We start from the raw sequence: 26,357 nt of genomic DNA, 5'->3' as shown, positions 1-26,357 counted from the left end.
CTTAGGTGATAAATCGAACAAGGCTCAAGCAAAATTTATTGCCGAATTGTTACTAAGAAATGGGATACGTTATGAACATTTTTTATAAGTAAATTTGTTGTAAGTTGTTGAATATCATTTAAATTAATTTGATTGTGAAATAAATCATTAAAATAAAAGGGCATAAAAAAACCTCCAGATGGAGGTTTTCGGGATTAAACTTTAGTTTAATCTCCGTGTTAATGCACAAACATATCCATAAATTCACGAATTTCTTGAATCGCTGTGTCTACGTCTGAAGTCAACCAAGTCGGTTCAAAAAAGCCAGCATAGTGCTCCAGTCGATCTTGGGGAACAACTAAGCGAATCGGGCATTCTTCTTCGAGCAAGCGCCAAGGAATAATAGGCACTTCATTATCTAAAAAAGCCGCAATATTTCGAATATCAATCACCATCGCATTGATGCATTCAGGGAATGGCATCACTGAAAACTCTTCAGTACGTCGGCGGAAATATTCCAAATCACCCCATTTCAACACATAACTTGGCTTACTAAATTCAATAATGCCAATAAGATGCTGATCACGAGTGTAATGAAGGGAACATTGATGAGTGACGTCAGTGTCAAGATCAAGCGTTACACCTTGTTGATGGTACGCCATAGATTTGATAACAGGTGAAAAATAAGGTGCATGATTATAGCTCATTTCATTCATCAAAAGCAGAGAATTCCATCTAGCTCAAAAAAGCATTTATTTTTGCAACACTTGATACTCTGAAAATGAATACGATTGAAATGGTACATTCATTTCATGCTCCGATATTTTTACCTTAGCGATTGATTTTAAATCTAAAAATCAGTCATCTATTTAAACAGCAAGACGGATGTAAATTGAACTGATCTTTCAAGTTACATGTTTTCACGGATTGTAATTGTTCTTCACACAACAAAGGATATTGTATTGTTAGTATAAAAGTGAACGACGAACAACAAAATAGCGAGGGGAATATGACACACGATTTTAATAAACCGCCCCATACCACCAGCGCAGAAGAAACAACACAAAAAAAACGTATCCCAGTGTATATGCTAATTTTAGTGGGTATCTTCTTAATCGCGTTATTGTTTTATATGTTTGCAGATATGAAACCGTCTGCTTCGGATGCACCACCTGATCATCCTGCACCGAATGCACAAACTGCAACTGCCAATGATACGACTAGCGGTACAGCGGGGGATGAAGCTGTTGCCAATGATTCAAATACTGCAACTGCGACAGATCATTGATGATAAATACATGAGTCAGATTTACATGATTGCAAGATCTGAACCTTAAGCATCTCATCAGAATGACACAAATAAAGCCTTGGTTATGCCAAGGCTTTTTTACATTCAATTGTGAGCTTTTGTTGGAGTTATGCATACTTTGGTTGATTAAAAAATACGCAAAAACTAAGGTGGAAAAGAAAGCTCAAGTTTAAAGCACCAATGCTGTGTGATATCGCGGCATACGTAAAAATGCACATAACAACAGATCATGTATAACAATGAGGGCGAACGTATGAATGATTATCTGGGTGGTCCGCGTGGCCGTTTTGATGCCATGTATTATTGGGAACAGTTTCACCCCATTTTAAGTGCAGTAGCAATTCTCCTGATTGGTTGGGTCATTGCTTTATTGATTGCTGCTGGCGTCAAAAAAGTTCTGCAACAATTAGGTACAAATCAAAAACTTTCAAATGCAACTGGGCACCGTTCCAATGTTGAAAATATAGTCTCCAGAGTAGTGTTCTGGATTATTTTGATCATTGCCGTCATTGGTGCGCTCAATGTGCTGAATTTGACCAGTGTCAGTGGCCCATTCAGTAATATGATTCAGCAGTTCTTGTTATTTATTCCACAGCTCTTGGCTGCGGTAGCCGTGGGTTTTATTGGTTGGATCGTGGCGAGTTTGGTCAAAGTCGGTTCAAAAAAACTGCTTGATAAAACCCAACTCGATGAAAAACTTAGTTCTGAGGTTGGCGTCAGCCCTATCAGTCAAAATATCAGTGAAATTGTATATTGGCTGATTTTGTTACTTTTCCTACCGATTGTTTTATCGATCTTGGGTTTGAACGGTCTATTGTTCCCAATCCAAAATATGGTCACTGAAGTTGTTTCTTATCTTCCCAATATCTTTATTGCCGGTGTCATCGTCTTTGTGGGTTATATTTTGGCGAAGATTGTGCGAGGTATCGTGGAAGGCTTGGTGAACAGTTTGAGTTTGCAGCAGCAAGTCGAAAAAGTGGGCATGTTTAAAAACGCAAAACTTGCTCAAGTTTTGGGTAATTTTGTCTTTGCTATAGTCATTATCACTGCATTAATTGTGGCTTTCGAAGCACTTGGTATCGAGGCGATTTCTCAGCCTGCAACAGCCATGTTACATGAGATCATGTATGCGATACCGAACATCATTGCCGCAGGTTTAATCTTAATCTTGGCCTATGTGGTGTCACGCTTTGTGGCACGTCTAGTGGTGGATGTGATCTCGGGTACAGGTGTTGATACTGTGCCAGAAAAATTAGACATTCAACGCTTTTTGGGCAATACCAAAGTGTCGGATGTAGTCGGTTGCCTGATCGTATTTTTCACCATGTTGTTTGCGGTATCTGAAGCCGCTAACCGTTTAGGCTTTGAACAAATCAGTGCCTTAATTGCGATGTTTATCCAGTTCGGTGCAAGTATTTTGCTTGGTGCCGTGATCTTGGTGGTGGGCTTCTGGCTTGCCAATATTGTGGCAAATGTGGTGCAACGAGGGGAATACAACAGTTCACGTTGGTTAGGTAATTTGGTTCGTGTGCTGATTATGGGCTTGGTTGTTGCCATGGGCTTACGTGCCATGGGTATTGCCGACTCGATCGTGAATTTGGCCTTTGGTTTAACGCTTGGTGCGGTTGCTGTTGCATTTGCTTTGGCCTTTGGTTTAGGCGGTCGCAATCCAGCGGAACGATTGTTATCAGATCTAATTGATAAAGCAAAACGTGAAGCTAATGAACCGAATCCAGTACAGGAACAGGCGAAGGCAAAAACCACATTTAATACGCCTACATCGTCTGCAGTAAGTCCAACGCCATCAACATCTGTGATGACTTCTGAAGTGAAAAAAGATGATGGCTATCCAAACATTCAACAGGCTGCTCCCGGCATTAGTGAAAAAGAAACTGCAACTCCAGATCAGTTGGATGTAAACCCAAGTGATCAACCACAAAATAATCCATTTGGTTCAACTGGTGAAGCTGAAAAAGAGGTCGATGCACCTTCGGCACCTGTAACTCCGCCAAAACCGGATGACCCTAATTAACCTGTTCCGTCTGTACAAAATCGGCCACGCTTAGGTGGTCGATTTTAATGCTCTATAAGGAATATTGTATGGCAAAAGCACCGAATAAATTTTTAGCCCCAGTGATTATTGCAGGGATCACGGTGGGTTTTTTGGCAAGCGCACGACGTTTTATTTTTGCAAAACCAAAACGCACTAATTTGGAGCAGGAAGAACAATCACCGCCAAACAGTGAAAAAAATTATACCAATCAGTCCAAAAATAATGATTGAAATTTACCCGAAAATTGGTATTTTAAGTAATAGTGATATATGGAATATTACTTAAAATATAAAAACTTAGGATTCATATTGCTGTCATGAATGACACTTATGATCCGTGCAAAGGAATGGCAAAATGGGGGTAATTTCAATGCTCAATACTTTAGTATCGACACTCAAACAAACCGCAAGTGTGCAACCACAACATATTTCAGTTGCCGTTGAAAAAATGGATTTGACGATTCAACGAACTTCGTCGTCGTCAGTATCATTATTTAAAACTGACTATCTTGAATAAATCAGATCGGATAAGAAAAAGGGCTGAATGAATCAGCCCTTTTTTATGCAGAGATCATCTGCAGGTTATGTTTAATTAATTCTTGTCGAGATCAGACGTATTCGGAAGCTGCATGCGCAGAAGCCCATGCCCATTGGAAGTTGTATCCACCTAAATGACCTGTTACATCAAGTACTTCGCCAATAAAGTACAAACCTTTCTGTTTTTTACTTTCCATGGTTTTTGATGAGACTTCAGTGGTATCGACACCACCCAGTGTAACTTCAGCAGTACGGTAACCTTCAGTGCCTGATGGTTTTACTTCAAAGCTTTCTAAACGGCTTGCAATGAGTTCTAGTTTTTCATCACTGATATTGCCAATGGCTAATTCAGCTTGTTCAGGCCAAATCAGATTTTGTAATTCCACAACCACGCTTTTCGGTAAGTGTTCATTGAACAGTGTGCGCAGTAACACTTTTGGTTGACTAGATTTCTTAGATTTGAGGAAATCTAAAACATCTAAAGTTGGTAGGAAATTGATGTTAAAGCGTTGACCGACATCCCAGTAGTTTGAAAGCTGCAATGAGCTTGGGCCACTTAAACCACGGTGAGTAAAGAGTAAAGCCTCGGTAAAACTATTTAACTCATTCGATAACGTGGCTTCAACAGCATTGCCGCTCAAGCGAGTGGTGACTTCTTTAAAACTATCTGAGAAAGTGAAGGGTACTAAGCCTGCGCGAGTGGGGTAGACGGAATGTCCGAATTGTTTGGCAATTTCATAGCCAATTCCTGAACCGCCTAATGTAGGAATAGACAGACCACCACTGGCAATAACCACCGATTCTGCTTCAAAATAGCCTAGATTGGTTGCCACTTGAAAGCCTTGTTCAGGTAAGGCATTGACTGCTTTTACTTCACAGTTGGTTTTAATATCCACCAATCCTGTTTTGTCACATTCTGCCAATAGCATGGCGAGAATTTCTTTTGCACCATTTTGGGTAAATAACTGCCCATGTTTGCGCTCTTCGTACTCAATGCCATATTCGCAGACCATACCAATGAAGTCCCAGTTGGTATAGCGAGTTAATGCTGAAATAACAAAGTGTGGATTATGTGAAATATAATTTTCTGGTTCGACATACAAATTGGTGAAATTGCATTTACCACCGCCAGACATCAGGATCTTTTTGCCAACTTTATTGGCTTTTTCAACCACCAAAACTTTGCGTCCACGCTGCGCCGCTTTATATGCCGTCATTAAGCCTGATGCACCAGCACCTAAAACAAGGACATCATATTGATTTTGCGACATGGTAAGTTTCCGCGTGGAAGAAAGGACGCAGGATTATACGCTTTTTAGCGCTTCGGTTGAACCTTTCAGGCGACCTTGTAGGCCACCAGTATGAATCACTAAAACACGCTGATGGTTTGTAATCTGACTCCGCTCAATCATGCTGAAAATACCTCGCAACATTTTAGCCGTATAAACCTGTTCTAATGGGATCGCATAGCGATGTTCAAAGTCTTGCATAAACTGTAAAAGTTCCGGCGTTGTTTTGGCATAGCCGCCACAGCAAAATTCATCACTGATGTTCCAATTGGTTTTCTGCGTCAACTGAGCAACATCGTCGCAAAGAAAATTTCCTTTGAGCGCAGAAAAACCAAGAACATGTTGATGTTCCGCACTGGCTTCGATCAAGCCCGTTATGGTTCCACCTGTACCGACTGCACAGCAGATGAGATCAAAATTTTGTTGATTTTCATGGCTTAAGATTTCCGTACAGCCACGGATAGCCAATGCATTGGTTCCACCTTCAGGAATGACATAATGTTCGGGATATTCCTGTCGTAATTGCGCTAAAGCGTCTACTTGTTTCATTTCCCGATACTGTTGGCGTGTGACAAAATTGAGCTGCATACCAAACTGTTCGGCGGTAGCTAAAGTAGGATTTCGGGCTTGATGTTGTAATTCTTCCCCACGGATGATGCCTAGACTACCGAATCCAAATAAATGTGCGGCAAATGCGGTGGCTGCAATGTGATTTGAATAAGCGCCCCCAAAGCTAAGCACGTGTTTAACCCCTAATTTCTGCGCCTCAATAAAATTGTATTTAAGTTTATAAAATTTATTGCCTGATATTTGTGGGTGTACTAAGTCCAAACGCTTAATACACAAATCAACCCCTTGATATTGAATAGTCTGCTCAGGAATGGCGTGGGCGATAGATTCAAACATGTTAGTGATCGTTATCTTGGCGGTTAGAGGTCAAATAGGTAGGCATTGTAAAACGGGAGGTGCGGAAGATGAAATCCTGTTGAGTATATTTAGTTTCCAAGAGAACGATTCCGTTTATATCAGCACATATCATATGATTCTATGATTAGTATAGGAAACGACATAGAGACATCATTCCTGACAATTAACCCTAAATCGGCAGATAAATAAGGTGAATATCTGCACAAAAATGCTATGCTGAATTTATAAGCAAGATAATTATAAAAATGGAGGGCATCCAATGAGCAAATTAAGTCGGGCTGTGCTGCCTATGCTGTGCCTGTGCAGTTTTTGGATGGTTGGCTGTGATACGACTGACGAATTGCATCGTCCTCAAAATGAACATCGCACTATGATCATTGGCGGTGTCCCTGTAAATGACCATGACTATAAATTACCGCGTGAAGATGTTGCGCTCAATGAAGCTGCCGCAGATGATGATTAGCAGATATATGCATCAAAAATAGGGTGGACATACTGTCAGTACACGGTAGTGAGACGTGACATGTAAAGAGTCACAGATGCAGTGTGCTACGTCAGATGTGTGAACATTTTGAAGTAGACGTCTTACTTCTGCAGTTTAGTTTGTTGGATTAAAGCCTTACAAACATTTAAAAAGGCTCTGTACTCGCCCAGTATGCCCGAACTGGAATGAACCGTGGTTCAAATGCTTAAATCAGGTCAATCTATCAGGTCTATTTGCCAATTTGATGCCTGAATTTCTAAGTTATTTTGTCTAAGTTGCTGACTAATGCTATCTGCCTGTTTCTGTAAATCTGCCACTGCAATGGTTTTAATCCAACGGATTTCACTTGAGCTATAACGACCATTTTCACGGCGTGAGCTGTCAATAGCTTGTTGCAAGATACGATGCTGTTGGGTCAATAAATCACGTTCATTGAGGACCGAAAGCATGCAGCGTCCTGAACCGGTTTTAGCTTGTGCATTGGTGGCGTGAATCTTTTCAATTAAACCATAAAGTTCTGTATTTACAGCAAATGCTTCTTGAATTAAAGCATTTGGTTCTTCGCTAGGTGCATCACCTTCTTGAATGAGCACGTTGTTATTGATTCTTTGTTGCAGCGAGGCCAATTTTGTTTGTAAGTCACTGCGTAAAAGTAGGGCTTCGGCTAATTTCATTGTCTTGATATTAATTTGTACTTTTAGCGATCATGCGTTGGATTAATGCAGTATTCAAGTTATTTATAGTGAAAAATTTGGTCAATTAAAATAAACACTGCAAATTATAGGGAGAAATTCAGAGATTCTGTCTGTAAAATTGCCACGAATTTAAGTGAAAACGGTGTGACAGTGGAATCATTTTGGATATTAGGCTCGATTGCGGCAGCACTATTACTTGGTGCAATGAGCCCGGGGCCAACGTCAATTTATGTGGCGAAGAATTCCATTGCGATTTCACGTAAACACGGTTTATTTACTGCACTTGGTACAGGATTGGGCGCTGCAATATTTGGGCTTTTAGCGGTATTGGGTTTACAGGCATTTTTATTGGCTGTACCTTCTGCATATTTGGCTTTAAAAATTTGTGGTGGTTTATACCTGCTTTGGATGGCATTTAAAATTATAAAACATGCCAAAGAACCGATTGAAGCTGGTGATGCCAGCAGCTCGCAGATGTCACTCCGTCGTGCCTTTACGACTGGTTTAATTACCCAGTTGTCGAATCCGAAAATTGCAATTGTGTTAGCCAGTATTTTTACGGCACTTTTACCGAAAGACATTCCGACGTATTTTTACTTTGTACTGCCAGTTTTGTGTTTCTTTATCGATGCAGGGTGGTGCTCATTGGTCGCTGTGGCTTTGTCAGCAGAAAAACCACGTAAAATCTATTTGAAGTTTAAAGCGGGTTTTGATCGGGCAGCTGGGGCCGTGATGACAGTGCTTGGGTTAAAGCTGATTTTTGGAATGAAGTGATTGAACGAAGCAAAAAAGCCTCTTTGATAGAGGCTTTTTTATTGGGTTTATTTTTAAATTTACCATGAAATTCTCTCTCCTTTTAGGAGCTGAGAAGCACTTGCTTTGCAAGGGGGGATGGGTTTTAGTAAATTTGACCAAAATCTTTCTTGTGAACCGTAATTTCTATTGAATTCTCTCGATCAGATGGTTGTTTTTGGCGTAAATCTTCAACAATGGCGAATACAGTCGAAAAAATAGCAGATCTCGTAAATTGAAGTAAATTCTGAAGACTACTTTCAAACTCACTTATTTTTACATAAGTATGTGTCGTATCACTAGATAACTCAAATGAGTTTGGAACTAAAAATAAAATATGATGTTCTAGAGAATTTCTCCAAATTTTATAAAATCCAAATTGTCCATTTTTTTCATTCAGATCGTATATAAGACTATTAATTGCAATCAAAGCAAAATTTTCTTTTTCTTCAAGTTCTAATTTGTTTGTATGCCAAAAATTATTAAAAGCCGTATTTTTATTAATTGTTAACCCAAAATATTGGCAAAGGAAAATTGCTAATTTATCTAGAATAGAAAAACATAATCTAAAACAAGTTCTAAGTTTCTCCGATCTTATATTTATGATTTCATGTTCATCTAATTCTGAATAACAGCTTTCAAAATCAAGCTTGGAACTCTCGGTGAATTTAGATTCATAGTAGAGAACTCTAACCAATGAAAATTCAGCTTTAATTCGGTTTAAGTATTGTTCGTATTTGAGAATCTTTTGAGAAGAAATAACTCCTTCAAGTAATGTCAAACTATCTCGCTCATTGGCTATACATGAACAATACATGCCGTGAATATTCAAAGTTAAATTTTCTTTGATACACCATTGTCGGAATTCAGACATTGAGGAAATTTCTTTAGATGTCTCTAATTCGTCAATATCTAAATTTTTGGAACTTAGTTGTTTGGTTAAATAATCTATCTTGTGATTGTAATAGGGTATCCAAGCTTTAGGGATTAACGGAGATTCGCTAGCAAATCTATATCCTTTTAATATTTCAATAATCATTTTTTCAGTGCGATGATCTAATAATTGATCGAATTGCTCTAAACATGATGTTCGATTTAGCCATGCTTGAGGGTAGGGAGTATTTTTTTGAATTACGGAATTATAGAGTTGTAAGGCTTCCGAAAAACGAAATTGTTGTTTTAGAGTATTTGCAAGATTAATTATATTTTGCTGATATAAATCGTAGTCATTTTCTTTTTTAATTAATTTATATGCTTTCCAATATAGGTTTTTTACATCATTGTATAAATCTATATTATTAAAAGTTACTTTTTCTTCAGAATAGCCACAGTCATTTGCTAAGGATAATTTTCCATTTGCTAAATTATAATAATAGTTAATATTAGATTGAATTTCATAATACTCTGAGTTTTTTTCTAAAATTTGGATTCCTTTAGAAACGGCATTTTTATTTCTTAAAGATGTACCTACATCTATAAATTGCCCTGCTAAATTAAATAATAAATGTAATACTATTTCGGTAGTTTCATACTTTCCAAGTTCAATTAACATCATCTCCGAACCTAACAATGCTTCATCATATTGTTCAATATCAATTGAATAAGAAATAGCATTTATTGCTTCATTGATTTTTTTTAATTCTAATTTCATTTGATTTACTTAAATAAAAAGCCCTACTAAGAATATAGCAGGGCTTCTCGTAAGTGTCTAAAAATTAAGAAACTTTATCGCCAACTTTAGCACCTGTTTCAGGTGAAATCACCCAAACACCTTCGCCATTACCCGCAGCTAAAACCATACCGTTTGAAATACCAAAACGCATCTTACGTGGAGCAAGGTTTGCCACCATTACCACCAATTTGCCTTTAAGGTCTTCAGGTTGGTAGAACTCACGAATACCGCTAAACACGTTACGTGGTTCAGCTTCACCGACATTTAAAGTCAATTGAAGTAGCTTGTCAGAACCTTCAACGTGAGCTGCTTCTAAAACTTCAGCCACACGTAAGTCAACTTTCATAAAGTCTTCAATGCCAATAATTTCAGCTTCACCGACTTTAGGTTCAGGCTTTTTCTCAGCAGCTTTCTTCTCTTTTTTCTTCTCAGCTTTTGGTGCTTCCGCAGGTGCAGCTAAAGAATCTTTAGATGCATCAACCATAGCAGCAACCGCTTTCGGGTCTACACGCTGCATCAATGGTTGGAATTGAGCAATTTCATGATCCACCAAAATCGTTTTACCAGACGCAAAGTCGAAAGATTCTAATTTTAAGAAGCTTTGAACTTCTGCTGCCAAGGTAGGAAGTACTGGTGCAAGGTAAACAGCCAATTGACGGAATAGGTTAATACCTACTGAACACACGTCATGTACTTGTTGTTCTTCGCCTTCAATTTTCGCTAAAGCCCAAGGCTTTTTCTCGTCGATATATTGGTTGGCTTTGTCAGCAAGCGCCATGATTTCACGGATTGCCGCTGAGAATTCACGTGCTTCATATTGAGCAGCGATTGATGCACCTGCATCAATAAAGCTTTGAACTAACTCAGGCTCAGCACACGTTGCAGAAAGTTTGTTATCAAATTTCGTATTGATAAACTTCGCACAACGGCTTGCGATGTTGACCACTTTACCAACAAGGTCTGAATTCACTTTTTGAACAAAATCATCAAGGTTCAAGTCAGAATCTTCAACTTTGTCAGAAAGCTTAGATGCAAAGTAGTAACGTAAATATTCAGGGTTTAAATGCTCTAAATATGTTTCCGCTTTAATGAACGTACCGCGAGATTTAGACATTTTTTGACCATTTACAGTCAAGAAACCATTTACGAATAAGCTTGTTGGGGTGCGGTAGTTTGCACCTTCAAGCATTGCAGGCCAGAACAACGCGTGGAAGTAAACGATGTCTTTACCAATGAAGTGATAGACTTCATTTTGAGAATCTTTTTTCCAGTAATCATCAAAGCTTAAATCAGGACGTTTAGTCTTGATGTAGTTTTCAAAGCTCGACATATAGCCGATAGGCGCGTCTACCCAAACGTAGAAGTATTTGTTTGGCGCATCAGGAATTTCAAAACCGAAATAAGGCGCATCACGGGAAATATCCCAATCTGACAAGCCTGCTTCAAACCATTCATCAAGTTTGTTGGCAATCGACACAGGTAAACGACCTTCGTCACGTGTCCATTTTTGCAGGTATTCACCAAAGTTCGGTAGCTTAAAGAAGTAGTGATCTGAAGATTTCTCTACAGGTGTCGCACCGCTCAAAGTCGATTTTGGATTGAGTAATTCAGTTGCGTTGTATGTTGTACCACACACTTCACATGAGTCGCCGTATTGGTCTTCCGCTTTACATTTCGGGCATGTACCTTTAATGAAACGATCCGACAAGAACATTGCTTTTTCAGGGTCAAACAATTGCGTCACAGGGCGTACAGCAATGTTGTCCGCTTCACGGTTCTTAATGTAAATCTCTGAAGCGCGTGCTTGGTTTTCAGGGCTATTAGTTGAGTCGTAATGGTCAAAGTCAACTCTAAAGCCAGCAAAGTCACGTTCATGTTCTTTTTGCACATTGGCAATTTGCTGTTCAGGCGAAATACCATTGGCTTCCGCACGTAGCATAATCGCTGTGCCGTGAGCATCATCCGCACATACATAAGTCACGTTATGACCCATTGCACGCATGGCACGAACCCAAATATCAGCTTGGATATAACCGAGTAAATGACCCATATGAATTGGGCCATTCGCGTATGGAAGGGCGTTAGTAACTAAAATATTACGCACGGATATGACTCTCTCATTCGTATTTATGCAATGGGCTGTAATTTTACATGAGATAGCCAGTACTTGCACAAGGGAATAGGTGAAATCTTTGCAAAAGTAAAAAAATCTATATTGCTGACACAATTACAGTGATAATAGGGCATAACTGTGATGCCTAAGAGTAACAAGCCCATGTATGAAGATGACTATGAAGACGATCAGCCAATCACTCGTATTCCTCAAAATGAACAGCGTCATAAATTGGGGCATCACATTATTAAAGATGCGCAGCAATATTTAGAACAGATTTCTGCAGATGAGCATGCCTTACTGATTCAAACCCTGCGTCATTTGGCACAAGATGAGCCTTATTTCGATATTTTGGCCGATGAATTAGATCAGCCGGTAGAAATGAAAGTAGCGAATGATGCTTTAAATTTATTGTATTTTTGGCAACTGCTTCATCAACATGAAAATGATGCAGACTTTGATTTTCTGAATGTCATCAATAGCGAGTTTTTTCAGACAGAAATGTTGAAAGCCTTTGATGCCTTAGAGATTGGTGAAAATAAAGCGCAACGTCGTTTGGTTCTACTTGAAGCTTTTAAACTGTATAAGCTGAATTTCCATGCCGGTTGTATCCCTGTCTTGTATGCACAGTTAGAAGGCATTTTAACGGATGTACTGATTCAAACGGGCTTTTTAAAGCAGAGCGGTACCAAGTTTGTCGATGTATATAAAATTGTACCGGGGCTTAAAGGCAGTGAAATTAAAAGCCTGTGGCACAAATCTAAAATTGCCAATGAGTTAAATCCGTATTTTGCCGAATTGGCGGCCTATCAAATGGATAACAGCTCTACCGTAGCGATGACCCGTCATAATATTTTGCATGGTACCGATGTCGCGCATTTTAATCAGGGACGGAGTTTTATCCTGTTTATTTGGCTGTTTTCCGCAGTGAGCTTTATGAGTACGGTCAGCAAATAAGTTTAATTTCAAGAGATCAATGCATAGGAGTGGCATTGATCTCTTTGCATTACATCATCCTTTAAAATTAAAAGCATAGAGTAAAATCGACCATACATATTTGTATCAAGCCATTGTGAAAATAGGCAATCACATGGCGTTTTCCTGTGGTTGATTTGTTTCTAAATGCGTCTATTTCAGGTATCTGCTTCAAATCGCGTTATAACTGTTAGACAATAACTGAGAATAGGGTGAGCGAGATGACAACAGAAAGCACATTAAATGATTTAAAAAATAAAGCATCAGAACTCGGTGATGACATACAACTCAAGGCCAAAGAGGCGCAACTAGAAGGCGAAAAAGCACTCGATGGTGCAAAGCATAAAGTTGAAGAGCTCAAGCTTGAGGGTGAAAAAGCCTTAAATGAGGCCAAACATGAACATGCAGAACAGCATGCAGAAACCAAAGACCGTCTAGAGCAGTTAAAAGCAGAAGCGAGTCATAAATTTGATGAAGCCAAAGTCAAAGCAGCTGAACTTAAACATGAGGTTGTCGAAAAATTTGATGAACTGAAGGTGCAGGCGACAGAGAAATTTGACGAGTTAAAAAAGAAAGCCTCTGACACACTGCATAAGTTTAAAAAAGATGACCAAGCTTAATTGGGTCTAATGAAAAAAGCCGCTCTATCTTGAGCGGCTTTTTTAGGTTTCATTGCTTTAATCCATCTAAATTTTCAGTCTTAATATTTTTGACTTGATCATCGACTACGGTAATCACGTAGCGCATATTGGCAATTTCATAGGTGTAATCTACCGCCAATTTTGCAGGCTGATTTTTCTCTTGCAGCGGATAAGACACCATTTTCATCGGAGAAGCTTGCATACGCGAGCGCATGAGATCGAGGCTATCACCAATCGCCACAGTTTGTCGGTCAGGTGTTTGAATGGCTTCAGTCGCAATTTCTGCATAGGCTGCTGAAGTCAGGAGCATCAAGGCGCATAAAGTCGTTTTATACACAGACTTCTTATACATAGTCTTCCCCATTTTTAAAATTAAAAGTACAAAATGTGCCTTTAGATTGCACATCCATCGCTTTGATTATTCTGTTGAAACGACTGAAATATAAACTGAAATTACGCTGAAAATGTATGGTTGATATGTAATCAATTCAAATTTAAAGGCTTTGGTTTAGCCGCAAAAATCAGTTGCAGGTGCATTTTTAAGCGTCACACGTTAGAAAAATTGTTTGAAAGCTGACTAAATTACTCAACTTTATAAGCTTATAGGGATAAGTCATTCATCTCCCTCTTACTCTGGGGCAGATGAACAGGTAAACTATCGCTATTATCTTTTGATGTTCCTGTTTGGAGACAACATAATGTCGTGGCTTTCTTCTCTAAAATCTGTGTTTTCACCCTCCCAAGAGGTGAAAGAGGAGGAAATCCAACAGGTTTTACAAAACTATGTACTTCCCAATTCGAATAATGCCTTAAAAGACCGTATTACTCAGGTGAATGTGCAAGGTCAGATCTTACAGATCACGATTAATACCTTTCCTTCAGAAGCCGATGACTTGCAAAAAATCCATGATGATTTGGCTGATGCGTTAGAAAAATGCGGTATTAACGAGCTGAATATGCATGTGATTCAACAAAAAACAGGGCATAAATCTGAAGGTGGTTGTGGTCATCATCATGCAGAAGGCGAAATTTGTTCTAGCCAAGAAAAAGCTGAAAGTTCAGCTGCAAAAAGTCAGTTACCTCCAGTTGTGGATGCGTCTGCGAAAACACCTGAAGCACCTGCCGAAGTTGATCCGAATAATCCACCGATTCAAAAAGCGGCTCCACAACAGCGTGATGTACCGAAACATCCACGCATTAAAAATGTCATTTTGGTGTCATCTGGTAAAGGTGGTGTGGGTAAATCGACCACCACTGTGAATTTGGCGCTCGCATTACAACAGCTGGGTTTAAAGGTTGGGGTATTAGATGCAGACATCTATGGTCCAAGTATTCCAACGATGCTCGGCAATGCAGGCCGCACGCCGATGATTGAAGCTGAGCAATTTGTTCCTATTGAAGCATATGGTATGGCTGTGCTTTCAATTGGTCACTTAACTGGGGATAACAATACGCCAGTGGCTTGGCGTGGGCCGAAAGCGACAGGGGCGTTAATGCAGCTCTTTAACCAAACTTTATGGCCTGATCTGGATGTATTGGTCATTGATATGCCACCAGGCACAGGTGATATTCAGTTGACGCTTGCACAGCGTATACCGGTGACAGGTGCTGTGATTGTGACGACACCACAAAACGTTGCATTAATGGATGCGACCAAAGGCATTGAATTGTTTAACCGTGTACACATTCCCGTGATGGGTGTGGTTGAAAATATGTCGACTCACATCTGTTCAAACTGCGGGCATGAAGAGCAAATCTTTGGCACAGGTGGTGGCGACCAACTTTCAGCCCAATACGACATTCCACTCTTAGGTCGTTTACCGTTGAACGTACAAATTCGCGAAAATGCCGATGCAGGGAAACCGTCGGTAATTGCTGGTGATGATGCTGCTGAAAGCTACATGGCGATTGCACAAAAAGTTGCAGATGCATTACCTCAGGCTGAAAAAGATAAAAACCGTATTTTCTAAGGGTGAACTGAAATTTAAGTTGATCGTATTAAAATCTGGCCTCGTGCCAGATTTTTTATAACGTGGTATTGGGAGTGTTTGAAAATTATGAGTACTGAACTTTAGACATTCAACGATGTCTATGAATTACACATCTAAAAAACGATTTGCACAATTTCTTATTTTTCCTGCGATTATAAGCCGTCTGCCAAGGATAAAATTCTTGAGGCATATCAAAGGATGTCGCGTTTGTACTTAGTTTTTACAAAATAGCTTTCACGATATTTCTATTATTTTGGCTAGGATCAATTCTTTGAACGGCAGTAACTGTACAAACGCATTGTGTCTTAGATTTTTTGCCAAATGTCCTCTGTTACAAGGGGCTTAGCATTGAAAAAATATAGAGGAACAAATAATTTTAAATATTATTTGAAGTCATTAAAACCCACCCATCAAATGAGGGTACGCCTTAGTCTAAGAAATTAAAAAGCCCGGGTAATTACCGGGCTTTTTAATTGGTTTTTTAGGAGGAAAGAGACGGGTTTGCTTTACGTTTAGCAGTGATAATATTCACCGTAATTGCGATGATGACCATGATAATGCCTACAATATCTGTAATGGTTTCTGGAATAATCATACACAGCGCACCCACACCTAAAAAAATACGCCAGAACCAGTTGAGATAAGTCTTGAAATAACCTTCAACTGCGGAGCCTAAAGCGAGAATTCCTATCACTGAAGTGACAGTAATACTCACTATAGTTGTCCATGCAGGAAAGGCAAATTCTCGAGCATTGACTGCAACATTGGTGGTATCAATCATCAGCATGGCAGGGTTATAAACGAATAAAAATGGAACAATAAAACCAGCAAGAGATAGTTTTAAGGCCTGAAACCCAGTGCGCATTGGATCACCGCCTGCAATTCCTGCGCCCGCAAAGGCGGCAAGGGCAACTGGTGGGGTGATGTTTGCAAATAAACCAAAATAGAACACAAACATATGCGCGACTAATACAGGGATATCAAAGTTTGCGAGTGCTGGTGCTGCCATGGTGGCAGTAATGATATAGGCCGGAATAGATGGAAGCCCCATGCCTAAAATCATCGATGCAATCATGGTTAAAAATAAAGTGAGAAAGAGACTACCTGCACCTAAACTCATAATTGAAGAAGTCATTACTGAACCAAAACTTGTCAGACTTACTACGCCGATAATAATACCAACGACAGCACAAGCAGCCATCACAGATAATGATTGTTTGGCTCCATCAACGAGCGCATCTAAAATATCTTTTACACCCATTCGTGTTGATTTTCTTAAAGCTGCTACAAAGATGGTCAGGACGATGGTGTAGACAGCAGCATAGCTCACAGGAATATTTTGAAATAAGAAAAAGACCAGTGCCAAAATTGGAATAAGTAAATGTCCACGCTCTTTTAGAACTTCTTTTACTTTAGGTAAATCAGCTTTAGGTACGCCTTTCAGATCATCTTTACCCGCACGGAAATGAACTTGAGCCATGACGCCAAGGTAATACAATAAGGCAGGTAATAATGCGGCTAGTGCAATCGTGCCATAACTCACGCCAGTTGTTTCGGCCATAATGAAGGCACTCGCACCCATGACTGGCGGCAAAATTTGTCCACCGACGGATGCACTGGCTTCAACGGCACCAGCAAAATTCTTGTGATAACCAATTTTTTTCATCAATGGAATGGTAAATGAGCCTGTGCCAACAACATTGGCAACAGCAGTTCCATTAATACTGCCCATAAATCCACTTGAAATTACAGCAACTTTGGCAGGACCACCTTGTTTATGACCCGCCAATGCCATGGCAAGATCATTGAACAATTTCCCCATACCTGATTTTGCAAGAAAAGCACCAAAAAGGATAAATAAGAAAATAAAAGTGACGGATGCACCAATTGCCGAAGAATATAAGCCTTCGGTTTTTAAATACATATGTCCGAAAATGTCGCTGATGGTATAAGGGCGAGTAATTAATCGATCTGGCAACCAATCAAAGTGACTGATAAATGTATAGGTCAGGAAAATTAAACTTAAAATGGGCAGCATCCACCCCATGACCCGGCGAGTTGCTTCTATGACTAATACCACACTCATAATTGCAAACGCGATATCTAAGGTATTTGGAATACCACCTCGAGTGGTCATAATAGATTGATATTCTTTCCATAAATATAAAAAACTGAAGATGGAAAGCAAAGCCAAGAACCAATCGAGAAGTGAAATATGCTGCCGGGAGCTTGCTTGACGAGCTGGATAGAGTAAGAAAATGAGTGCTAGGCCAATAGCGACATGGGCTGCACGCTGTATTAACTCAGGTAAAGGATTAAACGTAATAAATAAATGAAATAATGAATAAAAGATCGCTACAAATGCAACAAAGTAGGTAACAGATTTGCTCATATTGATTCGAGTAACAGATTCCCGATCAAATTTTTCTAATATGGCTTGTTGTTGTTTCTCATCGAGTTGTTCTAATACAACTTTATCTTCTTTGGAATTCATAGGCATTCTCCAATCCACCAAGACTTCCATTTGGGTTGATATTGAATCGAGATGTTGACCAAACTATAGTCTGGGTAACTTTGAAAAATAGACCAAATTTTTTGGTCAGCGAGGATCGTGCCTTGCATATTTCTAGAAATCACCCAGTTGATTTCATCTATATTTTGATTGACCCGCATTCTAATCACACCATTTTTTTGAAACTCAATGGGATAATTTGAGGGTGTACCTGCACCAAATGAAATCAAATCGGTGTGGCGCAGTAAAAACTTATTCTTCTGACGCTGATATTGTTCAGACCAAGCCGTCTTTTCTACTGAATGCTTCCACTGTAAATCAAATTGATCAGTTGAAATTTTGCATATATCAGTTTCAACTCTAACCTGCGTATACAGTGTTGGATAGCTAGCATAGATTACGAAGAACAATATAAAAAATGCAGTATAAACTGCATTTTTTTGAAGCTTATTATTTTTTAACCACTTCATCATAGTAGCGTTTCGCGCCTGGATGTAGAGGCGCTACAAGGCCTTGTTGAGCACCTTCAAGCGTGATTTCTGTTGCTGCTTGGTGTGAAGTTGCCAATTGAGGCAAACTGTCAAAGAAAGTTTTTGTTAGTTTGTAGACATCATCATCCGATATATCTGAGCGAACAACTAATGCATTTTTAATTGCGGCAGTTTGAATGTCCGCAGTATTGCCATAAGTGCCTTTTGGAATAATCATCGGTAAGAAATAACTTTGATCTTTAGCTATTTCTTTGACTTTATCTGCATTGATTGAAACTAACTGTAGATCAAAGCTTTGTTGAAGTTCCATGAGTGATGAGTTTGGAATGCCACTGGTCAGGAATGCTGCATCAAGCTTGCCACCTTTTAAAGCATCAGCGGCTTCAGCATAGCCCAAATAATCAACTTTAATATCTTTATAGGTGATTCCAAAACCATTCAACAGTGTACGTGCATTTACTTCTACACCTGAATTTTGTGCACCTACAGCGATACGTTTACCTTTCAAATCTTCGATATTTTTGATCCCTGATTTTTTAGAGGTTACGATTTGTACGTAGTTGGGATAAAGCGCTGCGACTTGGCTGACATTCTCAACTTTACCATTTGCGAAACTTCCTGCTCCGTTCAGTGCTTCTGTTAAGCTGTCACTCATAACAAATGCCATTTCAACTTTATTCTGTTTCAGAAGGTTTAAGTTTTCGACGGATGCACCTGTAGTCTGAGTCTTAGAATTTACACCAAAGGTTTTGTTATAAATTTCTGCAAGACTTGTCCCAATCACATTGTAAGGTCCTGATGCTCCGCCAGTTGCAATGGTTACGAACTTGGTTTGAAGTTGGTTAGATGTAGCAGTTTCTGCGCTTTTTCCTTCCGTGGTATTTTTTGAAGTAGATTGATCATTTGAGCAAGCAGTAATACACGCCAAAGTAACCGAGAGTAACGTGAGTTTTGTCCATTGGTTCATAGAAACGTCCTTTTACACATAAATTTTGAATATTGATTTGATGAATTTTAGTTTTAATTTCCACTACTCAATTGAACATAACTTAATCAATTATTTTTGAAAAGTATTTTTTTTTGATTTTTAATCTCCAATAAATAATGGCTATGCGTAAGAATGGCATGGGGCGGTATTGTTTATTTTAATAATATTTTGTTACGTGTAAAAACTGTAGGGTATACATGGAATCATGTGAATTTTCTATTAATAAATATAAGTTCAAACTATTTCTTTGAATTGTAAAGTGCTCTGAATGACTGTTCAGCTAAGGTTCTATTTTTTCTATTTAAGTTGCTGAATTCATAAAATTAAATAAGGAGTTCTCTATAAGCGATATCTATTTTTATTTTGCTAATACGAAACAACTGAATTAATCTTCGCGGATTAAGTTTGAGGTCAAAGTATGATTTCATGGTTTTTTATTGGTCTAGTTATCAGTATTTTGTTAACGCCGGGACCAACCAATACGTTACTCGCATCTTCGGGTATTCAAGTTGGGCTACGTAAATCATTCCGACTCATTCCAGCGGAAGCCTTTGGTTATCTTATTTCGATTAGCCTATGGGGTTTTCTCATTGGTAAAATTTCCGTACATCTGCCTTTACTACCGACCATTTTAAAACTGTTTAGTGCTGGCTATATTCTATTTTTGGCTATGCGATTATGGCGTACAGCAACTGTTGCTGAAAATTTTAATCAAAAGGGCATTCGTGCACGCGAACTCTTTGTTGCGACTTTATTAAACCCCAAAGCATTATTATTTGCATCTGCGATTTTCCCTGCGTTGGCTTGGCAAAATGCGCAGTATTATGTAGCTCACATGCTGATCTTTCTGTTGTTGATTGTTCCTATTGCATTCTTTTGGACCTTTCTTGGTTCCGTTTTGGCATCGAATAAAATTAGTTGGCTCAATCAAGCCAATCTACAACGAACAGCATCGCTAGTCTTGGTCAGTTTTTCGATTCCACTGAGTTATTCTGCGATTTTAAAACTCTAAATTGATTTGAAAATGACTAAATCCGCTTAGTTCGGTAAAGCTTATTTTCATTAAGTCGGATTTCAGTTAAAGTACCACGCAATAATTGATTTAAGTTTTTGGATAGAGATAAATGGCTATTAAGTCTGATCGTTGGATTCGCGAAATGAGCGAAAAACACGGCATGATTGAACCGTATGCAGAAAACCAAGTCCGTTATGATGAAAATGGCGAAAAGCTTATTTCGTATGGCGTGTCTAGCTATGGTTATGACGTGCGTTGTGCTCGTGAATTTAAAGTCTTTACCAATGTTCATTCAGCAATTGTTGACCCTAAAAACTTTGACGATAAAAGCTTTATTGATATCGAATCAGACGTTTGTATCATTCCGCCGAACTCGTTTGCACTAGCACGGACAGTCGAATATTTCCGTATTCCACGTAATGTGTTAACCGTTTGTTTAGGTAAATCAACCTATGCGCGCTGCGGTATTATTGTCAATGTGACGCCTCTTGAACCAGAGTGGGAAGGTCACGTGACTTTAGAATTTTCGAATACAACCAACTTACCTGCACGTATTTACGCGGGTGAAGGTGTCGCACAAATGTTGTTCTTCGAATCAGACGAAGTGTGTGAAACCTCTTATAAAGACCGTGGCGGTAAATACCAAGGTCAAACTGGTGTGACATTACCGAAAGCTTAATCCTTCGGATTTAGTTAAATAAAGCGGGCGAATTAGCCCGCTTTTTTGTTGGGTCATTCATCGGAAAATAGACCATTCGGTGGGGAAGTTTTTGCAATTGAGTAATTATTCAGCATAATAAAAAGTTAAGTGACTGGTCTATCACAAGTCTCCATTTAAGGAATAAATGGACAATAACATCAAAGCCAGTTCTCAGGAATAAATATAAGAGAGATGCAGAGCATCTGATAAAAGGAAGGTCGAGATGACTCAATTCACCCAGGCTAAGTTATTCCGCCAGAGTTGCTTAGCAGCCGCAGTCAGCATGTTCGCTGCACCATCTGTTTATGCGCTTCAAGATTTATCAGATGAAGCACTTTCAGCCACAACGGGTGAAGGTGTTGCACTCACTTTAGAAAATTTCAAAATGGTCTTTCAAGGCCCAAATGACCGTTCTACAGCTTCTAGTTATGCGTCAGGTATGGTTGATCCAGGGAAAAGCGATACAGGTTTTATTCGGATTATTCCTACAGGTGAAAACTATGAACAATTAGGCCAGCGTGCTTACGATAAAATCTATAAAGCTGCATATGTTGATGCCTATCAGCAAGGCCGAGTTACGGGCTATAACGGTGTTTATGACTCAACTTTTACAAGTTCAAAAAGCACCTATGAGACCAATAATGCTACACGTATAACCAATGAAACCATCGCAACATATTCAACAGAATATCGTGGCCGATTAGTACAGTCTTATCTTGAATCGCCAACGATGCAGGCATATTACAATCAGCGTTATGCAGATTATTATGATGGTTCATCGTCTGGTTTGAAATTAGAAGATGATGGTACAACGAAAGAATCAATTACACCGTGGTTAAAAGAAAAGTCTCAAGCTGCTGCTTTAAAAAATACCTATGAAATGATTGAGTTACTATACGGTAACAATAGTACGGGTAATTTACCTACTGGGTCTACGTTTTATAAAAATTATGTCTCAGGAAAAATTACACGTTCAAATCTTATTGATCCAACAAAAGATGCTCAGTTAAATGCCAAAGCTGCAGAAACCCTCAATCAGTTGGCAACGGACTATGCCAAGCTTGAAGCTCAAAAGGCGAGTGATTCAGCATTAGCAACGGTGAAGAAAAATGCTGAAATTACAGCAAAACAAATTGCCTCGACTGCGACCGTATCGAGCCTCAGATCGAAAGCAGATGTATTTATATATGGCTTAGCCCTGTCCAATAGCAAAGATAAAAATGGAAAAAGTTCATTAGCAACGCGCTATACAGACCAAGGATTTAATTGGGGTACAGCAGAAAACCCATGGCTTTTCCATGCGGGTAATCAAGATGTTGAACAATTTGCGAAAGATAATAAGGGGAATGTTGGTTACTTAGCGATTGAGGCACCATTAAAGAAAATTGCGGCAGATGATGCATCTAACAACATCAAGCTTGGTTTGTGGATGGATGTATTTTCACGGTCGTTGAATTCAAGCAATGTCGTCGATCCGATTACCGGTGCGCCGACTAGCGGCTTAGATAAAGACTATCGTTTACGTACTCAAATTGTTGCGAATGGCCTGAGTTTTAATGGATCACAAGTTCGAATTTTTCAAACCCTAAAATCTACAAATACAAATTACAACCAAACCTTAGGTTTAGCCAGTTTAATTCGTATTAATACCAATGATCGTGCTGAGTCACTGAGTATCAATGATGGAGATTTGGATGCTCGCGGCATGCGTATCAGTACAGCTGCACGCCCTGAATTGGATGATGGAACAGCAGCGACACCAGCGATGGATCGATCTGCAGCTCCAATCTTTCATGAAACTGAAGGTCTATATTTATATAGCCCAAATATCAATTTAGTTTTAGGAAATATGTATCAGCCCTTTATTGTGGGTTCAGAAGGTCGAAATATTATTTTGGAAGTGACACGTATTCCAAATGTACCTTCTATTTACAGTAAAATTTATACTTACTATACGGATATCGCTGGTAATACCACAGGTACATCGGGTTTAAATGCCTCAGACTTTAAAGGATCAACCTGTAACGTCTATAGTTGTGGCACGGAGTTAAAAGCAAACTCTTCAGATGCGACAGCACTATATCAAGGACGTAATGCAACACACAGTAGCATTGCGATCGGTACAGTAGAGCGCTTGCCTGGTAATCTGTTGAATGCAAAAAGTACGGATACGGCGACAGGTGTGGTGTTTAAAGGTGTCAATGGACAAAGCACGAATTTAGGATCTGTTGCCATAGATGGCGTATTGATTCAGCACTTAAAAATAAGAACAACAGGGCTGTAGGAGAAATCACATGTATAAAATTTTATGCGCTGTTGTTTGTGCTGCACTGACACAAACTCATGCAGGTTTAGTGTCTATGGATAATAGGGAACTTACCGCTGCAACCGGTCAAGGCGGTGCAGATCTCAGTTGGACACTTTCCTTAAATCATCAATATGCCAATGATATGTCGAAAAACAACATATCAATCATGGATGCGAATGGTAAAACAACGCAAGCATTTTATGGATATCAATGTTCATCCAATGAGTTTTGTCGCTTAGCACTTGCGCCCAATAATCATGTGGATGCAAATGGTAATAAGAAATGGTTGGTGTTTAAACAGTTTCAAGGAACGTTACAGATCGATCAATTTTCACTAGATGGTGTGACGATTATCAATCGTGAAGGTAATCCACAAACGGCTATGCAGTTGACATTTTATGATGATAAGCCATTAAAAATTAGGAATTTAGGCTTTGCTACGTTGGCGGTGGAAACAGGTACGACAGGTAAGGAAGGTTACGAGAATACCAGTACTTATACGACCTATACCGAAAAGAAAGCTGATGGAACAACTTCAACTTTAGCTGTGCCTGATTTTGATCGTGGTTCAGAACAAGGATTTATGGGTGTTAATGTGCATGGCAACATGCACATGAGTGGAAAGTTAAACATCTTCAGTTTTAACTGCACTGGAAATGGTGCAGGTCGCTGTTAATCAGCTGTGACTGAATATAAGGATATAGTGATGAAAAAAATAACAACTTTGACGGCACTCGCAACCAGTATTTTACTTGCTCAACACACCTATGCTTTTGAAGCAATGACCGACGAAAGCTTGGGTGCAGTTACTGGCCAAGATGGTATTTCGATTACCCATGAAGTTTCTAGAGTCAAAGTCGATCAATTAAATTGGGTTGACCCAACCGACCAAAATAAGATGAAAATGGGTTTGCACAATGTGCAAATAGATGGCGTTGGGCAAAGCACCATTACATCAAAATTAGATTTTGATGTGGGGACGACGGATGCTGGTGTAGGCATGCGTATAGCTGCAAGTGTCAGTCCATTTACGGCTGTTGCACAAAATATTATGCTGCTGTGTCAAGGTGCAACGTGCCAAACGCCTACGCAAAATTTAGGTTCACTTACGATTGCAACATCTTCACCTTTAAAAGTATTACTTGAAACCAGCAATGGTCTATTTAACCGTAATGATACGGCGTATATGGAATTTCAATTGCAAAATGCCAGTATTAGTCATGGTATGAATGGATATAGCGTAACCTTAAAGGACTTTAACTTTAACTTTGCTGGTTCAGGTTATATGTATGTTGCAGCTGATGAAGGCATTGTTCTCACCACAAAATCCACAGGGAGCAAAGATCATACGGTCAATTTGGGGCGGGTCAAGGACACATCAGATGTGCATAGCTCACGTAGCGATGCCACAAACCCCGGCGTTAATATCGATTTACGATACGGTACCGATGGTGGTGCACAGCGCAATTTAATTCGTATGGGAGCATCGGGTGCTGTCACTAATGCACGAGTGGCCTTAAACGCCAATCAAGAAGGAATCAAAGATTTTGGTCTAGCAACGAAAGCTTCAGGATATGAGTCTGTTGGTTCAGGTGGTTTACATTTAGGAGTGCGCGCGGATTTTACTTCAAAGGATGATCCGAGTCTTGTTGCAGGTCAAGCACCGACAACCTTAGAAATTGGCCATACGGGTATTGGTAGTTATGCCATTGAATTTTCTAATTTAACGTCTTTAGTTGCTGATAAAAATGCCTATATTGATTTTGGCGATATTTATATCAATACCATTCAAGCCAAAAGCCTTGATTTTCTGGTAAATGATAAATTAAAAGCGACATTAGGCTTAACCAATAATGTTTTAACCCAGAATCTGTCAAATCAAACGGCGGGTGGAAATTTTGCACTTGTGGCGATTCGTGGTATGGATTTTCAGTCCATCGCGCGTACCGCACGATTTATTTCTGATAACTCAATTGCTGCAATTGCAAGTAATGACAACAGTTGGGGGATTGGTATCCCGATTTATAATATGAATGCCAATGTTGCATTATCAGAGAAAAAATACAGTTATAAAAATGCGGCTGAAAAATCAGGTATTGGCTATAACCTTGTAATGAGCACAGATGGTTATGGTGTTGATAAAAAAACAGGAACACCAAGTACAACTTCCATTATTTTGATTGATGGTAAAAAAGGTATTAATGGTCAAGAAGTCAATTATTATGCAGGCTTACGAAACATCAATGCCCTTATTCAATCTGATGGTGTGATTGGTTATGAAAATGATGGCATCTATGTACGTGCAGATAATTTATTGATTGCAGCTAATGCCGAGTTAGCGATTGGTCAACTTCCGGGTTCAACCTATAACTGTGCGACTACAGCTTCTGCCAAATGTGGGACTACAGTACCTTTAGATAATTTCTCTAAACGTGATGATGTGTTGACGAATATTGCGTTTAAACTTGATGGTAAAGGTGAGCTATTTATAGTACCGGGCCTAAATGACAGTGCAGAAAATAATTATTTATCTTTTCGTGGCAGCTTTGAATTTAAAGCATTAACAGATGCTGAAAAGAAAGATCAAAAAGTTATGGGAAGCTATTTAAGTTTGATGAATGAAGATGTAAATGCCAGCGGTGTCGTTTCAGCTTCAAGTATCAATATTAATAAAATGCAGGGCGATCTAGGTTTTGATGCTCGAATTAAAATGAAACAAGATTCGGTAGAGTTTGATAATCAGGTGAAATTCAATCCAACCAATAATATGTCTAAAGCGTTTCGTGCAGAAGTATCGATGTTAACAAATGGCAATATGCAAAAGATGGCGGATATAGCCCTAACCGGTGGAACAATGCGAAGCACCATGGGGATTACTCCACGCTAA

General features: G+C 39.2%; 24 protein-coding genes. 14 read left to right on the top strand and 10 right to left on the bottom strand.

Translation table 11 applies throughout. From position 1 onward, the window contains the following. Window positions 1-218: 218 nt before the first annotated feature. Window positions 219-641 carry a hypothetical protein gene (locus FTU12_RS04085; protein ID WP_078191199.1) on the bottom strand — a complete coding sequence of 141 codons (423 nt, stop codon included), beginning with the start codon at window positions 639-641 and terminating at the stop codon, window positions 219-221. 347 nt (window positions 642-988) lie between these two features. Here FTU12_RS04085 and FTU12_RS04080 point away from each other — a divergent pair, with 347 nt between their 5' ends. From FTU12_RS04080 to FTU12_RS04065, 4 genes are all read left to right on the top strand, one after another. Further along, window positions 989-1,267, top strand: a complete 279-nt coding sequence (locus tag FTU12_RS04080) for a hypothetical protein (protein WP_078191085.1) — start codon at window positions 989-991, stop codon at window positions 1,265-1,267. 274 nt (window positions 1,268-1,541) lie between these two features. Then, the gene (locus FTU12_RS04075; RefSeq protein WP_180113802.1) at window positions 1,542-3,320 is read left to right on the top strand and encodes a mechanosensitive ion channel; all 1,779 of its coding nucleotides are present in this window, start codon (window positions 1,542-1,544) and stop codon (window positions 3,318-3,320) included. A gap of 68 nt (window positions 3,321-3,388) precedes the next feature. Next, complete coding sequence (locus tag FTU12_RS04070; protein ID WP_180113801.1) at window positions 3,389-3,571, top strand: hypothetical protein; 183 nt, start codon at window positions 3,389-3,391, stop codon at window positions 3,569-3,571. A gap of 124 nt (window positions 3,572-3,695) precedes the next feature. Continuing rightward, entirely contained in the window at window positions 3,696-3,857 is a 162-nt protein-coding gene (locus tag FTU12_RS04065; protein ID WP_180066332.1) for a hypothetical protein, read from the top strand. 91 nt (window positions 3,858-3,948) lie between these two features. Here FTU12_RS04065 and FTU12_RS04060 read toward each other — a convergent pair whose 3' ends face one another. Further along, the gene (locus FTU12_RS04060; RefSeq protein ID WP_180064031.1) at window positions 3,949-5,148 is read right to left on the bottom strand and encodes an NAD(P)/FAD-dependent oxidoreductase; all 1,200 of its coding nucleotides are present in this window, start codon (window positions 5,146-5,148) and stop codon (window positions 3,949-3,951) included. 33 nt (window positions 5,149-5,181) lie between these two features. Beyond that, entirely contained in the window at window positions 5,182-6,072 is an 891-nt protein-coding gene (locus FTU12_RS04055; RefSeq protein ID WP_180113800.1) for a 1-aminocyclopropane-1-carboxylate deaminase/D-cysteine desulfhydrase, read from the bottom strand. Between the two features lie 280 nt (window positions 6,073-6,352). Between FTU12_RS04055 and FTU12_RS04050 the strand changes: the two genes are divergently transcribed. Beyond that, complete coding sequence (locus FTU12_RS04050; RefSeq protein WP_078191077.1) at window positions 6,353-6,556, top strand: NF038215 family lipoprotein; 204 nt, start codon at window positions 6,353-6,355, stop codon at window positions 6,554-6,556. Between the two features lie 236 nt (window positions 6,557-6,792). On the opposite strand, the gene FTU12_RS04045 is transcribed toward FTU12_RS04050, so the two are convergent. After that, window positions 6,793-7,251, bottom strand: a complete 459-nt coding sequence (locus tag FTU12_RS04045) for a DIP1984 family protein (RefSeq protein WP_111884907.1) — start codon at window positions 7,249-7,251, stop codon at window positions 6,793-6,795. A 171-nt stretch (window positions 7,252-7,422) separates the two neighbouring features. Here FTU12_RS04045 and FTU12_RS04040 point away from each other — a divergent pair, with 171 nt between their 5' ends. Then, window positions 7,423-8,046, top strand: a complete 624-nt coding sequence (locus tag FTU12_RS04040; protein WP_180113799.1) for a LysE family translocator — start codon at window positions 7,423-7,425, stop codon at window positions 8,044-8,046. Window positions 8,047-8,170: 124 nt separating this feature from the next. Here the strand turns inward: FTU12_RS04040 and FTU12_RS04035 are convergent, their stop codons facing one another. Together FTU12_RS04035 and metG are read right to left on the bottom strand one after the other, a co-directional pair. After that, window positions 8,171-9,715 (bottom strand): LA2681 family HEPN domain-containing protein, encoded by a 1,545-nt coding sequence (locus tag FTU12_RS04035; RefSeq protein WP_180113798.1) that lies wholly within the window; start codon window positions 9,713-9,715, stop codon window positions 8,171-8,173. 64 nt (window positions 9,716-9,779) lie between these two features. Next, the gene (metG, locus tag FTU12_RS04030) at window positions 9,780-11,840 is read right to left on the bottom strand and encodes a methionine--tRNA ligase (RefSeq protein ID WP_180113797.1); all 2,061 of its coding nucleotides are present in this window, start codon (window positions 11,838-11,840) and stop codon (window positions 9,780-9,782) included. A 171-nt stretch (window positions 11,841-12,011) separates the two neighbouring features. Between metG and FTU12_RS04025 the strand changes: the two genes are divergently transcribed. After that, window positions 12,012-12,806 (top strand): hypothetical protein, encoded by a 795-nt coding sequence (locus FTU12_RS04025; protein WP_180113859.1) that lies wholly within the window; start codon window positions 12,012-12,014, stop codon window positions 12,804-12,806. A 239-nt stretch (window positions 12,807-13,045) separates the two neighbouring features. Further along, the gene (locus FTU12_RS04020) at window positions 13,046-13,444 is read left to right on the top strand and encodes a hypothetical protein (RefSeq protein ID WP_180113796.1); all 399 of its coding nucleotides are present in this window, start codon (window positions 13,046-13,048) and stop codon (window positions 13,442-13,444) included. A 49-nt stretch (window positions 13,445-13,493) separates the two neighbouring features. On the opposite strand, the gene FTU12_RS04015 is transcribed toward FTU12_RS04020, so the two are convergent. After that, the gene (locus FTU12_RS04015) at window positions 13,494-13,817 is read right to left on the bottom strand and encodes a hypothetical protein (protein WP_180039686.1); all 324 of its coding nucleotides are present in this window, start codon (window positions 13,815-13,817) and stop codon (window positions 13,494-13,496) included. Between the two features lie 346 nt (window positions 13,818-14,163). Here FTU12_RS04015 and apbC point away from each other — a divergent pair, with 346 nt between their 5' ends. Beyond that, complete coding sequence (gene apbC, locus FTU12_RS04010) at window positions 14,164-15,435, top strand: iron-sulfur cluster carrier protein ApbC (protein ID WP_180113795.1); 1,272 nt, start codon at window positions 14,164-14,166, stop codon at window positions 15,433-15,435. A 502-nt stretch (window positions 15,436-15,937) separates the two neighbouring features. Here the strand turns inward: apbC and FTU12_RS04005 are convergent. The 3 genes from FTU12_RS04005 to FTU12_RS03995 are packed head-to-tail and all read right to left on the bottom strand — an operon-like array spanning window position 15,938 to window position 19,426. Beyond that, window positions 15,938-17,950 carry a TRAP transporter permease gene (locus FTU12_RS04005; protein ID WP_067764590.1) on the bottom strand — a complete coding sequence of 671 codons (2,013 nt, stop codon included), beginning with the start codon at window positions 17,948-17,950 and terminating at the stop codon, window positions 15,938-15,940. Continuing rightward, a complete protein-coding gene (locus FTU12_RS04000; RefSeq protein WP_257227280.1) occupies window positions 17,947-18,441 on the bottom strand; it encodes a DUF1850 domain-containing protein in 495 nt (164 codons plus the stop codon). The genes FTU12_RS04005 and FTU12_RS04000 overlap by 4 nt, the downstream gene beginning before the upstream one ends. After that, a complete protein-coding gene (locus tag FTU12_RS03995; RefSeq protein ID WP_180113794.1) occupies window positions 18,419-19,426 on the bottom strand; it encodes a TAXI family TRAP transporter solute-binding subunit in 1,008 nt (335 codons plus the stop codon). The genes FTU12_RS04000 and FTU12_RS03995 overlap by 23 nt, the downstream gene beginning before the upstream one ends. A 439-nt stretch (window positions 19,427-19,865) precedes the next feature. On the opposite strand from FTU12_RS03995, the gene FTU12_RS03990 reads away from it, so the two are divergent. From FTU12_RS03990 to FTU12_RS03970, 5 genes are all read left to right on the top strand, one after another. After that, window positions 19,866-20,459: a LysE family translocator gene (locus FTU12_RS03990; protein ID WP_078192265.1), complete on the top strand. Its 594-nt coding sequence runs from the start codon at window positions 19,866-19,868 to the stop codon at window positions 20,457-20,459. Window positions 20,460-20,571: 112 nt separating this feature from the next. Continuing rightward, window positions 20,572-21,141, top strand: coding sequence for a dCTP deaminase (gene dcd, locus FTU12_RS03985; RefSeq protein ID WP_005008040.1), 570 nt, complete (start codon window positions 20,572-20,574; stop codon window positions 21,139-21,141). A gap of 244 nt (window positions 21,142-21,385) precedes the next feature. Next, the gene (locus FTU12_RS03980) at window positions 21,386-23,446 is read left to right on the top strand and encodes a hypothetical protein (RefSeq protein ID WP_180113793.1); all 2,061 of its coding nucleotides are present in this window, start codon (window positions 21,386-21,388) and stop codon (window positions 23,444-23,446) included. 10 nt (window positions 23,447-23,456) lie between these two features. Then, window positions 23,457-24,146, top strand: a complete 690-nt coding sequence (locus FTU12_RS03975) for a hypothetical protein (protein WP_168379306.1) — start codon at window positions 23,457-23,459, stop codon at window positions 24,144-24,146. 30 nt (window positions 24,147-24,176) lie between these two features. Continuing rightward, window positions 24,177-26,357 (top strand): DUF6160 family protein, encoded by a 2,181-nt coding sequence (locus tag FTU12_RS03970; RefSeq protein ID WP_180113792.1) that lies wholly within the window; start codon window positions 24,177-24,179, stop codon window positions 26,355-26,357.

Source organism: Acinetobacter sp. YH12063 (assembly GCF_013419715.1).
In the GTDB taxonomy this organism is placed as follows: Bacteria; Pseudomonadota; Gammaproteobacteria; order Pseudomonadales; family Moraxellaceae; genus Acinetobacter; species Acinetobacter amyesii.
Note: the sequence above shows the minus strand (reverse complement) of the source record. Positions and strands in the feature narration are given on the sequence as shown.

Excerpts from the sequence above, each read along its gene's own strand:
- FTU12_RS04000 (WP_257227280.1), bottom strand. The coding sequence starts at position 18,441 with ATGATGAAGTGGTTAAAAAATAATAAGCTTCAAAAAAATGCAGTTTAT.
- FTU12_RS04045 (WP_111884907.1), bottom strand. The coding sequence starts at position 7,251 with ATGAAATTAGCCGAAGCCCTACTTTTACGCAGTGACTTACAAACAAAA.
- FTU12_RS04060 (WP_180064031.1), bottom strand. The coding sequence starts at position 5,148 with ATGTCGCAAAATCAATATGATGTCCTTGTTTTAGGTGCTGGTGCATCA.
- FTU12_RS03995 (WP_180113794.1), bottom strand. The coding sequence starts at position 19,426 with ATGAACCAATGGACAAAACTCACGTTACTCTCGGTTACTTTGGCGTGT.
- FTU12_RS04015 (WP_180039686.1), bottom strand. The coding sequence starts at position 13,817 with ATGTATAAGAAGTCTGTGTATAAAACGACTTTATGCGCCTTGATGCTC.
- FTU12_RS04055 (WP_180113800.1), bottom strand. The coding sequence starts at position 6,072 with ATGTTTGAATCTATCGCCCACGCCATTCCTGAGCAGACTATTCAATAT.
- FTU12_RS04025 (WP_180113859.1), top strand. The coding sequence starts at position 12,012 with ATGTATGAAGATGACTATGAAGACGATCAGCCAATCACTCGTATTCCT.
- FTU12_RS04065 (WP_180066332.1), top strand. The coding sequence starts at position 3,696 with ATGGGGGTAATTTCAATGCTCAATACTTTAGTATCGACACTCAAACAA.
- FTU12_RS04035 (WP_180113798.1), bottom strand. The coding sequence starts at position 9,715 with ATGAAATTAGAATTAAAAAAAATCAATGAAGCAATAAATGCTATTTCT.
- FTU12_RS04075 (WP_180113802.1), top strand. The coding sequence starts at position 1,542 with ATGAATGATTATCTGGGTGGTCCGCGTGGCCGTTTTGATGCCATGTAT.
- FTU12_RS03975 (WP_168379306.1), top strand. The coding sequence starts at position 23,457 with ATGTATAAAATTTTATGCGCTGTTGTTTGTGCTGCACTGACACAAACT.
- FTU12_RS04080 (WP_078191085.1), top strand. The coding sequence starts at position 989 with ATGACACACGATTTTAATAAACCGCCCCATACCACCAGCGCAGAAGAA.
- FTU12_RS04020 (WP_180113796.1), top strand. The coding sequence starts at position 13,046 with ATGACAACAGAAAGCACATTAAATGATTTAAAAAATAAAGCATCAGAA.
- apbC (WP_180113795.1), top strand. The coding sequence starts at position 14,164 with ATGTCGTGGCTTTCTTCTCTAAAATCTGTGTTTTCACCCTCCCAAGAG.
- FTU12_RS04050 (WP_078191077.1), top strand. The coding sequence starts at position 6,353 with ATGAGCAAATTAAGTCGGGCTGTGCTGCCTATGCTGTGCCTGTGCAGT.
- FTU12_RS03990 (WP_078192265.1), top strand. The coding sequence starts at position 19,866 with ATGATTTCATGGTTTTTTATTGGTCTAGTTATCAGTATTTTGTTAACG.
- FTU12_RS03980 (WP_180113793.1), top strand. The coding sequence starts at position 21,386 with ATGACTCAATTCACCCAGGCTAAGTTATTCCGCCAGAGTTGCTTAGCA.
- FTU12_RS03970 (WP_180113792.1), top strand. The coding sequence starts at position 24,177 with ATGAAAAAAATAACAACTTTGACGGCACTCGCAACCAGTATTTTACTT.
- FTU12_RS04070 (WP_180113801.1), top strand. The coding sequence starts at position 3,389 with ATGGCAAAAGCACCGAATAAATTTTTAGCCCCAGTGATTATTGCAGGG.
- dcd (WP_005008040.1), top strand. The coding sequence starts at position 20,572 with ATGGCTATTAAGTCTGATCGTTGGATTCGCGAAATGAGCGAAAAACAC.
- FTU12_RS04005 (WP_067764590.1), bottom strand. The coding sequence starts at position 17,950 with ATGAATTCCAAAGAAGATAAAGTTGTATTAGAACAACTCGATGAGAAA.
- FTU12_RS04085 (WP_078191199.1), bottom strand. The coding sequence starts at position 641 with ATGGCGTACCATCAACAAGGTGTAACGCTTGATCTTGACACTGACGTC.